9 protein-coding genes and 1 pseudogene are annotated in these 8,827 nt (G+C 42.1%); 5 read left to right on the top strand and 5 right to left on the bottom strand.

What is annotated here, in order from left to right; translation table 11 throughout:
• A pseudogene (locus F7C14_RS02550) lies at positions 1-339 on the bottom strand (hypothetical protein); the annotation flags it as partial.
• Positions 340-513: 174 nt separating this feature from the next.
• Between F7C14_RS02550 and F7C14_RS02545 the strand changes: the two are divergent.
• From F7C14_RS02545 to F7C14_RS02525, 5 genes are read left to right on the top strand one after another with little or no spacing between them, the layout of a single operon-like run.
• The gene (locus F7C14_RS02545; RefSeq protein WP_290899647.1) at positions 514-930 is read left to right on the top strand and encodes a hypothetical protein; all 417 of its coding nucleotides are present in this window, start codon (positions 514-516) and stop codon (positions 928-930) included.
• 46 nt (positions 931-976) lie between these two features.
• Entirely contained in the window at positions 977-1,390 is a 414-nt protein-coding gene (locus tag F7C14_RS02540) for a hypothetical protein (RefSeq protein ID WP_290899646.1), read from the top strand.
• 36 nt (positions 1,391-1,426) lie between these two features.
• A complete protein-coding gene (locus F7C14_RS02535) occupies positions 1,427-2,695 on the top strand; it encodes a hypothetical protein (RefSeq protein WP_290899645.1) in 1,269 nt (422 codons plus the stop codon).
• On the top strand, positions 2,692-3,378 hold the full coding sequence (locus F7C14_RS02530; RefSeq protein ID WP_290899643.1) for an ABC transporter ATP-binding protein: 687 nt from the start codon (positions 2,692-2,694) through the stop codon (positions 3,376-3,378). The genes F7C14_RS02535 and F7C14_RS02530 overlap by 4 nt, the downstream gene beginning before the upstream one ends.
• Positions 3,356-4,477 (top strand): ABC transporter permease, encoded by a 1,122-nt coding sequence (locus tag F7C14_RS02525; protein WP_290899642.1) that lies wholly within the window; start codon positions 3,356-3,358, stop codon positions 4,475-4,477. Before F7C14_RS02530 ends, F7C14_RS02525 begins: the two co-directional genes overlap by 23 nt.
• On the opposite strand, the gene F7C14_RS02520 is transcribed toward F7C14_RS02525, so the two are convergent.
• From F7C14_RS02520 to cofG, 4 genes are read right to left on the bottom strand one after another with little or no spacing between them, the layout of a single operon-like run.
• Positions 4,464-5,285 carry a shikimate kinase gene (locus tag F7C14_RS02520; protein ID WP_290899640.1) on the bottom strand — a complete coding sequence of 274 codons (822 nt, stop codon included), beginning with the start codon at positions 5,283-5,285 and terminating at the stop codon, positions 4,464-4,466. The genes F7C14_RS02525 and F7C14_RS02520 overlap by 14 nt on opposite strands.
• Positions 5,278-6,819 (bottom strand): hypothetical protein, encoded by a 1,542-nt coding sequence (locus tag F7C14_RS02515; RefSeq protein ID WP_290899638.1) that lies wholly within the window; start codon positions 6,817-6,819, stop codon positions 5,278-5,280. Before F7C14_RS02515 ends, F7C14_RS02520 begins: the two co-directional genes overlap by 8 nt.
• A complete protein-coding gene (cofH, locus tag F7C14_RS02510) occupies positions 6,812-7,831 on the bottom strand; it encodes a 5-amino-6-(D-ribitylamino)uracil--L-tyrosine 4-hydroxyphenyl transferase CofH (protein ID WP_290899636.1) in 1,020 nt (339 codons plus the stop codon). The genes F7C14_RS02515 and cofH overlap by 8 nt, the downstream gene beginning before the upstream one ends.
• The gene (gene cofG, locus F7C14_RS02505) at positions 7,825-8,787 is read right to left on the bottom strand and encodes a 7,8-didemethyl-8-hydroxy-5-deazariboflavin synthase subunit CofG (RefSeq protein WP_290899634.1); all 963 of its coding nucleotides are present in this window, start codon (positions 8,785-8,787) and stop codon (positions 7,825-7,827) included. Before cofG ends, cofH begins: the two co-directional genes overlap by 7 nt.
• Between the last annotated feature and the right edge of the window lie 40 nt (positions 8,788-8,827).

Here is an 8,827-nt window from a genome sequence, read left to right as displayed (position 1 = left end):
ATCGTACTCTTCCTCAAGTACTGGTAGAATTCCCTCCTCGACAACTCTTTTTCCTTCTTCAGTAAGAACGTAATCGAACCTGTCATTGTAGCCTTCTGGCATTGGCATTAAATTAACTTTTATCAACCTATTACTTTTAAGCTGACGAACGTTATCCTCGACACTGCTTGAAAAGGGACCCATATCAAGAATTATGAAGCTGTAATTAACCGGAAAACCTTCTTTTTGCAACTCTGAAACTACCTTTTGCAATCTCACTTTGCCACAAACTTCCCCGTTAAGTAGATGACAAGCAAGAAGAATTTCCCAACCTCTTGGCAACTCCTTTAATTCACTCATCTTTCAAAAAAGAGTTAATTTGGAAGTTTAAAAAAATTACTAAGTTTTGCACCAAAACCTTAGCGTGTTCTAAGACGACAACGAGTTCTAATTTTACGGAGTCTTCGAAAGATGCTCAAAAGCTTGGTAACGCTTCGATAATCTTTAAGTTTCCTAATCACTCTCTGAACAGTTGTGACGAACAGGAAGGACCTGAGAAAGAAGAGAGTGATTAGAATAAGGGAACTCGAAAGAAAAATAGAACGAATCGGAAATAGAATTGCAGAACTGGAAGAGAGGTCGGAAAGTGCTTTAGAGTTGGAAGAACTAAAGAGAGAGCTTGAGTATCTTAGGGAGGAATTGGAGGTAATCAAAAAGGGAGGAGTAGATGTAGAAAAGGCTATTGCTGTCGATTTGGAGCTTGAAAGGAAGTATAAAATGTCTTTTGAAGAGTTTTACGACATCGTTGAAGGTTTGAAAGAGGACGAGCTCGTGGAAAGGGGTTTCGAATGGGAAGAGATATTCGAAGACTTTGACAGGTGGATGGATGCGGCTGATAAGCTGTGTAAGCTCAAAAGGGTTGAGAGATACTGGATCAAGATATTTTTATGAATTTTTGAAGCCGAAAAGTTTTCAAATTTGCATCCAAGCTTATTTCATGGAATTAAGAGAAAGTGTTCTTGTGCTCCTTCTTAAATTTAGAAAAGCAGAGGATATAGTGAGAGCTTTGAACGTGCGGTTGGAAGACGTCGTTTCAGCATTAAACAGTTTGGAAGCGGAAGGACTAGTTGTAAAAAGAGAGAAGGGATTAATTTTCAAAAAAGAGGTTTACGAGCTTACCGACAGAGGATATAACGAAGCTCAAAAACTTTTAAACAAATTAAAAGAATTATCCGAGAAAATCAGATTAGCGCGGGAAAGAGGAGACTTGAAGGAGGTAGAGGATTTGCTTAGAACTCACGCACTCCTGCTTTCGCTCCTTGTAGCGTTTGGAATGATCGATATCTTGATGCTATCCTCTTTCGAGGATTCTGCGGACATCGATTTTGACTTCGATATTGTAGAGTTTTAGAGAAAAGCTTAAATTCAAAAAATAAATTTTGCTGGCATGAAGAAATTTTTAACGATACTGTTTGCGTTGCTCTTCTTTATTGCTCCCTCTTCAGCTCAGGTAACGATCAAAGAGGTTAAAGTGGGACTCGACAAGATATTCGTGGGAGACGAGGTGGATTGCTCGATCGTTCTGGAAAATAAAAATTCTTTCGCTGAGAAGATTTCCAGTATTGTTTTTTACAGCGATCTCGTCGAGCCGAGAATTGTTACCGACATAGGAGTAATTCCTCCCTTCTCTTCCTATGAATTCCCCTTCACGTTTAAAGCAGAAAAATCTGGAAAGTTCTTGGTGGAAGTTAAGGTGTCCACTCCGAATGGCTCGACAACTTACTACATCCCGTTCGTAGTGGAAAGGGAGCTACCCGAAGTAGTGCTGCAGAACACTACAATATACCTCAACGAGGTAAATTTTTTGAAAGTAAAGGTAAATGCGGACTTTAACGTTTACATCAAACCCCTCTTCAACGCAACTCCTGAAGTTGCTTATGGGAAAGAGGCTGTGTTCAAGTACTATCCGAAGGAAAAAGAAAGGATAGCGTTCAAAATTTACTTCTACAACGGAAGAAACTATCACGAATACGTGAAGGAGTTTAGAGTTGAGTGGAAGGAGAGCAGAGGAGTTTACTTCGAAGTTAGAGCACCTGAAAAGGTTCTGATCTACGATGCTGTAAAAGTTGACATTTTCGTAACTAATTTGAAAAGGGAGGCGGTTTACAACATAAAGCTCAAAGCCCTTGACAAAGTTTTTAGCTACCCGGTACTCCTGCCAAGCCAAAGTAAAAACTTCTCGATGTTTGTAACTGCATTCAACCCCGGCACCTTTACTGTTAACGTAGAATTGAGCTACGAGAATGAGGGAATCACGAGGGAAGTTAAGAGTGTTGCAGTAAAAGTTCTGAACGAAAGTGCGGTGGACGTTTGCAGCTATGAGTTTTCTGAGGATGTGCTAAGAGGAGAAATTTGCAATAGGGGCACAAGCGAAATTTCGAGCGTTGTTGTATTTTTCGAGAAAGAGAAAGCTTTTGTCGGCAGTGTAGCGCCGGGAGATTTCGAAATCTTTGAAATCAAGGCAAAAAACACCACTGGCATTTTAAAGCTTCAATGGAGAAACGCTGCTGGAGACTTGCTTGAGATAGAAAAGGAGGTTAAGTTCGAGAACGTTAAGGTTGAAGAAAGGAAAGCATCTCCGATGCTGATAGTAATATCAATTGCTGCTGCTCTCGTGATAATCGCTCTGGCTGTAATGGCTTTGAGGAGAAGATGAAAGCGGTAGAACTGAGAAACGTTACTAAGGTTTACAAAACGAAGTATTATGAGGTTGTGGCTTTGAGAAACGTGAATCTTGAAGTTGAGCTTGGAGAGTTCATTGCTGTAATGGGTCCGAGCGGTAGCGGTAAGAGCACTTTGCTAAACCTCGTAGGATGTTTGGATAAACCTACAAAGGGAGAGGTAATCATTAAAGGAAAGAGAACGATAGACCTTTCTGATAGGGAACTGACGAAGCTGAGAAGAGATGAGATAGGATTTATTTTTCAGCAGTATAACTTAGTTCCGACACTCACAGTTGAGGAAAACATTGAGCTGCCGATGGTCTTCAAGGGTGTTTCGAAAGAAATGAGGGAGAGGAGAGTTAAGGAACTTGCCGAAAAACTTGGAATTTACAACCTCCTTGAAAGAAAACCTGCCGAACTCAGCGGAGGACAACAGCAACGCGTTGCGATAGCGAGAGCTTTGGCGAATAAACCTTCTATACTTCTCTGCGACGAGCCGACGGGCAATTTAGACAGTAAGAGCGGAGAGATGGTTATGGAGGCAATAAGGGAAATGAACGAGGAAGGCGTGACGGTTATATTGGTTACCCACGACGAAACTTTGAAAAGATACGCTGAGAGGATCGTGAAGCTTAGAGACGGGATGATCGTGGATGTATCTCCAGATGGCTCTTAGAAACCTTGGAAGAGCTAAAGTTAGAAGTATTTTAGCGGCTATTGGAGTAATCATTGGAGTTACGGCTATAGCTTCAATAGGAATCTTCGGGGAGAGTTTGAAAAATGCGGTTCTTGAGAATTTTAAAGATCTCGCAAACGAAGTTATAATTTCCCCCTCAAGGACTCACGGCTACACTGTTATAGATGAGAGGACTTTGATGAAAATTGAGAAGGCACCTTATATAGCTGAAATAATTCCAGTTAAATCGGCAGCAGCGGAGATAACTTCGAAAAAGAGAACGATATCCACTGTTTACGGATTGGATGAGGACGATGCAAGAGAGATGTTCAAAGCAGAGTCCGGAAGAATCTCCTTCAACGGAAGATGCGTTGTTGGAAAAATGCTTGCGGAAGCTCTCGAACTTAGAGTCGGCAGTAAAATCTACGTAAACGGAAAACTTTTCAAAGTTTCGGCAATTCTTGAAGCTGAGGGTGCGAGATTCGATATAAATCCGAATTATGCGGTTATAATTTCTCAGGAGGATTTTGATAAGATCTTTGGAGACGGGTACGACATGATCATTGTAAAAGTAAAGAGCATAGAGGACGTTTCGAAGTTTAAAGAATACGTGGAAAGCCGTGTGAACTACAAAGAAAAGGTTGTTGACGTTTTTGAAATGAAGTCAATTCTCGAAAGAATAGAGAAGGCTTTTGCTCAGATCAACCTGTTTCTCATGGCTATAGCTGGAGTCTCTCTTCTCGTTGCTGGAGTTAGCATTCTCAACGTTATGCTAATGTCGACGATAGAAAGAACCAAGGAAATAGGTATTCTTAGGGCAATTGGTGCTCAGAGGAGTGATGTTTTGAAAATATTCCTTTACGAAGCTTTAATTCTTGGGGTTTTTGGAAGTGTGATAGGTGCTTGTTTGAGCTTTGTTGCCGGTTACGGAATAACGAGCTTGATTGTCGGAAAAACCGAGTACGTGTTTTCTCTCTCTTCAGCGTTGTACGCATTTTTCGGTCTCTTTTTCGGAATATTCACGGCTTTGATAAGCGGTCTGTATCCGGCTTATAGGGCAAGCAAGCTCGATCCTATCGTGGCTCTCAGGTTTGAATGAAAAGGGAGTTTTCTATTTTGACCTTTTCCGCCGGAACACTCACGATGTCGACTAAGATAACTTTCCCGAAGCTTTCCCAGAGAGACTTAACGTCTTTAACGTTTTCACCGAAAGCCACGTAGCTCGGCCCGTTTCCAGACAAGCCGGCATTAAGTCCGAGATTGTAGGCTATTGAGACCGGTTCGAAAGGTAAATTCAAAGCTTGGCAATATTCGTAGGAGTTCACGTACATAGCTTCCCTAATTTTACCCTTCATCGCTAATTTAAAGGCTCTCTCAACTTCCTCTCTCCTTTCCCTTATTTTCCTCAAATCAACATTTCCTCTCTCCCAATCTGGAATGAGTACTGCCACCTTCCCTTCCAGCGTCTCTCTCTTAAAAAGTTTCATCTTTGCATTATCGCTGAAAACAACCCCTCCAAGGAGGGAGGCTGAGGCATCATCGAAAGCTCCGGTGTAGCTCATACCGCACTCCAGGCTAATTCTTGCGTTAGCTCTCAAAATGCTGTGAGCTTCAAGCTCCTTATTCAAGTATTTATAGGCTGCGCATATCAAAGCGTTCACTACTGCGCTGCTACTCCCCAATCCGCCCCTCCTTGGAATTTCACTCTCCACTTTAACCTTCCCGTCAATCTTCAAGCTTCTGAAAACTTTTTTTGCCACGCATCCAAGAGCTTTGTTTTCAAAATCGCTCTCTTTCCCCGGAATGAATCTAACCGTTGTTTTCAAGTTTAAGGCAAAGGCGACGCCTTTTAAAGCTGCAAGGGCATTCACGATTGTTCCGGCAGCGAACGCTTTAGCTTTAACCATCTACTACAGCTTTAACGTCGTTTGACTTAAATTTCTTTCCAGCATACTCGACCCAATCCTTTTCCCAGAAGAAGACGTCGGGAGCTATGAATTTCTTTATCTTAGGGACGTATATGGGTCTGAGGTACGTTTTTAGCGCCACGAGGTAAGTTCCGGAGTATATGTTATGCTCGTAGCCGGCAAACCTTTTCAGCTCTTCTTTCGCGTATTCTCTATACTTTTTCTCTCCCGTGAGATGGTGGAGGTGAAGAGCTGACAAAATTTTCAGAGAAAGAGGAGAGGCGGTTCTCGAATCGAATACTTTCCAGTGATCTTTGGAAAGCTTAAAAAGTTCTTCCGCCTCTTCCAGTCCCCAGTCGTTCAGGTATTGGTTAACTACTAACGAAAATATCCCGTAAGAGTAGTCCTCGAATCCAGCCTCTACGTCATCAAATCTGTAAAGAACGTCTTTGAATCTCTTTTTCAGAATCTTCTTAAGGATGATTTCAGCACCCACTTTCTCATCGAAAATCGCTGAATAGTAGTTCAAAGCTGTAGCTACGTGGAAGTTGTAGGAGCTTATTTCCCTATCATCAACTTGAAATTTGGCTCTTGCCTTCCTTCTCAACTTTTTTGTTAGCTCGTCTACTTCGTCGTAGTTGATTCCCAGCTCATCTGCTATCGAATCCTTTGATGCAATTATCCTCGCGTAGCCAAGTTTTTCGAATCCGTAATAAGAGTTTAGAAATCTTCTTTCCAGCTCATCAAGTTCAGCAAATTCGACTTTTTCTAAGATAACGCAGTTTCCGAAGAGCTCTTTTTTAACGCTGAAGAGGAAATCCACAGTCTCCTTTGCAACATTTCTAAGTCTTCCTATCCCGAGTTTTCTGTAAGCTAATGATAGTAAAATCAGCATTTCAGCATTTTCAACGGTGGTTTTTACCTTAACTGGATCGTCCCAGCTTCTTTCGAGACAGTATCTGAAAAATCCTCCAAAAATGTGATCCCTCACACCTCCGTCCATCATTTCCGTGACGGAAATTTCAACCTCTCTGAACCTTCTGAGAAGTAGGAGGGAGATGTGAGTGAACGGAAAGGGGAATTTCAAATCAAATCCAAATCCTCCGTAAGTATAGTCGAAAACGTCGAGGATTCTGTCTAAAGAGCTTTTTAATAGCTCTAATCCGGCTAAACCCTCTTTACCTTTTTTCCTGTTCTCAACGTTCTCAGTAATCCTCTTCCCTTCCTCTAAAACTCTTCTTTCGTTCGCACTTATGAGCGATTTCACCACTTCAACTAATTTTAGAACATCCTTCTCGCTCAAAAATCCGCTCGCATAAATGGGAATATTCTTGTAGAAAATAACGTTTAGAGGTAAAGCGTGAATACCAAAAGAAGCTCCTATCTCCTCAAGTTCCTCTGCTTTATCGGGAAACAAATCTTTATCCACTTCAACGACTTTTATTGGGGGTTTTACTTTTGAGAAAATCTCTCTCTGCTCAACGCTTCGCTTGCTCCATTTAGCGAATACGCTGTAGAGTACTATTTCAGACATTTTCCCTAACTCGGATTATTCTGTAAAGGGTGTCCCTCTCAGCAGGAATTCTTCCGGCGTTTACTATTAGCTTCTCCATTTCCTCTTTCGGAAGGAACTCTCCAGACGTCGCTCCGGCGAGCCTTGAAATGTTCTCTTCCATTAACGTTCCTCCGAGGTCGTTGGCTCCGAAGTTCAACGCTGCCTGAGCGAGCTTTACTCCGAGTTTAACCCAAGAGGCTTGAATGTTCGGAATGAGGGGATGAAGTAGAATTCTCGCTATGGCAATCATCAGCAGATCTTCGAAACCGGAAGACTGCTTAGCTATTTTGCCGAGCTCGTTGTTTTTGTTCATGAAGGGTAGGGGAATGAATTCGGTAAATCCGGAAGTCTCTTCCTGAATTTCTCTTATAATCATCAGATGTCTTATTCTGTGCTCCCAGCTTTCGATGTGCCCGTACATTATAGTTGCAGTGGTCGGAATTCCGAGGTAGTGAGCTGTTTTGATGACGTCGATCCATTCTTCCACGGAAAGTTTATCCGGACAGATAATTCTCCTTATTTCGTCGTCAAGAATTTCGGCTGCAGTTCCGGGCATGGAGTCCAATCCAGCTTTTTTCAATTCCCTCAAAACGTCTTCTACGTCGCACCCGGAGTTTCTTGCCGCATGCATAATTTCCATCGGAGAGAAGGCGTGAATGTGAATGTCTTTCGAGACATCTCTCACGGCTTTCAAAATAGATTTGTAGAATTCCACATCAGCTTTCGGGTACAAACCACCTTGAATGCACACTTCTGTGCAGCCGTAATTTACCGCCTCTTCGACTTTTTTCTTTATCTCATCGATAGTTAGAACGAATCTCCTTCTGTTTCGATATGAACAGAATTTGCAGGAGTTTATGCAGATGTCCGTGAAATTTATGTTCCTGTTGACAACGTAGGTTACAATATCTCCTACCTCTTCTTCCCTAATTTTATTGGCTATTTCAAACGTCTTGAACGGCTCCTTAACGAGTTGAAGTTCTTTCAGCATTTGTAACCCTCCTCGTCTGAATAGGCTTCAATAAGCGGAGCGATCTTTTCGCTGTACCAACCTTCCACCACGAATTTTGGATAGATCGGCAACCTCTCCTTTAGTTCGTATCCCCTTAGTTTTTCGTATATCTCCTCAACCTTCGGCCACGGGTGTTCTGGGTTGATGAAGTCCGGAGTGACGTCCGAAATTCCTCCGAGGTCGTTGGCTCCGGCTTTCACGAATGTCTCGATGTTCTTCACCAAGTTCGGAGGAACCTGAATTGCCACATCTTTCTGAATAATTTTTCTGGCTACTTTTACGGTTTCAAGCATTTCGGAAGTGGAAGGAGGTTTAAAGTTTTCCATTTTTGTTCCTTTTTTCGGTGAAAAGTTCTGGATTATCACCTCCTGAATGTGTCCGTAGTTGTCGTGGATGTCCGCTATGACCTCCAGAGAGTAAATTCTGTCCTCAAATTTTTCACCGATTCCTATCAGAATTCCAGTAGTAAAAGGAATTCCCAGCTTTCCAGCTTTTTTTATGAACTTTATCCTTTCTTCCGGTTTTTTTCCGGGGCTTTCTTTGTGGCATTCTAACTCAACTGCCTGCTCAAGCATAAGTCCCATGCTGGCGTTAACGTCCTTAACTTTCTTCAGAAAGTCGGTATCCACAACCCCCGGATTCGTGTGGGGTAAAAAACCCTCCTTGATTGCGATTTCACAAACGGATCTAACGTAATCCGAAAAACTGCTGAAACCGAAAGCCTTGAGGTCTCTTCTCACCCTTTCACTGAACTCTGGCAATTCTCCAAATGTAAGTAACGCCTCGGTTGCATTTTTTGCTCTTCTCAGCAAGGAGATTATCGAATCAAAATCCATCAACCCGTCATTCTCTTTTCTAAATCCGCAGTAGTAACAGCGATTTCTGCAAGATCTTGTTAAAGGTAGAAACACGTTTCTGCTGTAAGTGATTACCACAGCTTAAATGAATATGAAAAATACTTTAATGTTTTGCTTA

Source organism: Ferroglobus sp. (assembly GCF_015521575.1).
Taxonomy (GTDB): Archaea; Halobacteriota; Archaeoglobi; order Archaeoglobales; family Archaeoglobaceae; genus Ferroglobus.
Note: the sequence above shows the minus strand (reverse complement) of the source record. Positions and strands in the feature narration are given on the sequence as shown.

What these genes read in the sequence shown, in the direction of transcription:
- F7C14_RS02540 (WP_290899646.1), top strand. Translation starts at nt 977, where the DNA reads ATGGAATTAAGAGAAAGTGTTCTTGTGCTCCTTCTTAAATTTAGAAAA.
- F7C14_RS02535 (WP_290899645.1), top strand. Translation starts at nt 1,427, where the DNA reads ATGAAGAAATTTTTAACGATACTGTTTGCGTTGCTCTTCTTTATTGCT.
- F7C14_RS02530 (WP_290899643.1), top strand. Translation starts at nt 2,692, where the DNA reads ATGAAAGCGGTAGAACTGAGAAACGTTACTAAGGTTTACAAAACGAAG.
- F7C14_RS02525 (WP_290899642.1), top strand. Translation starts at nt 3,356, where the DNA reads ATGTATCTCCAGATGGCTCTTAGAAACCTTGGAAGAGCTAAAGTTAGA.
- F7C14_RS02520 (WP_290899640.1), bottom strand. Translation starts at nt 5,285, where the DNA reads ATGGTTAAAGCTAAAGCGTTCGCTGCCGGAACAATCGTGAATGCCCTT.
- F7C14_RS02515 (WP_290899638.1), bottom strand. Translation starts at nt 6,819, where the DNA reads ATGTCTGAAATAGTACTCTACAGCGTATTCGCTAAATGGAGCAAGCGA.
- cofH (WP_290899636.1), bottom strand. Translation starts at nt 7,831, where the DNA reads ATGCTGAAAGAACTTCAACTCGTTAAGGAGCCGTTCAAGACGTTTGAA.